Origin of the sequence: Sphingomonas sp. STIS6.2 (genome assembly GCF_000732685.2) — a bacterium.
In the GTDB taxonomy this organism is placed as follows: domain Bacteria; phylum Pseudomonadota; class Alphaproteobacteria; order Sphingomonadales; family Sphingomonadaceae; genus Sphingomonas; species Sphingomonas aerolata.
Window position 1 is genome coordinate 1 of sequence record NZ_JPDP02000163.1, and the last position, 570, is coordinate 570.

The following is a 570-nucleotide window of genomic DNA, read 5'->3' on the forward strand; positions in this document are numbered from 1 at the left end:
CGAGGATGCGCCGCCGGTCAGCAGGTCGATGCGCTCGACCAGCGAGACCGGGATCAAATTGGTGTCGACGGATTCGGTCCCGACGACCCGCTGGCCATCGATCAGGGTGAGCGTGCGGATCGGCTGAAGGCCGCGAAGACTGAGCGCGCTCAGCCCCTGCACGCCGGTCGAGGTGCCGTTGGCGCCGACGGTGGCGCCCGTGCTGCCCTGGAGCGAGGGCAATTGCGCGACGGTCGTGAAGACGTTGGGCTGCGCGTTCTTGGCGATCGACTCGGCGCTCAGCACCTGGGTCGGGGTCGGTGCGGTGAAGCCCGACGAGATGATCCGCGAGCCGGTGACGACGATGTCGGACTGCGGGGTGGCGGGCGCGGGAGCCGCTTCGGTTGCGGGCGCGGCGTCCGGTGTCGGGGCCGCCTGCGCCGCGGGGGTCTGGCTCTCGGCGGGCACCGGCTTCGTCGCGTCCTGCAGCACGTCCTGCGCAAAGGCCGGTGTCGCGCAACAGGCGCTGAAACGCGTCGGCAGCGGTCATCGACCCGGCCAGTGCGGTCGACCGGCGGGTGCCGACCCGCG

The 570-nt window shown here is 72.1% G+C and carries 1 protein-coding gene; it reads right to left on the reverse strand.

Annotated features, from left to right (window positions below):
• On the reverse strand, window positions 1-471 hold a 471-nt coding region (locus sphst_RS19685; RefSeq protein ID WP_159043717.1), incomplete at its 3' end, for a TonB-dependent receptor plug domain-containing protein.
• Window positions 472-570 lie beyond the last annotated feature (99 nt).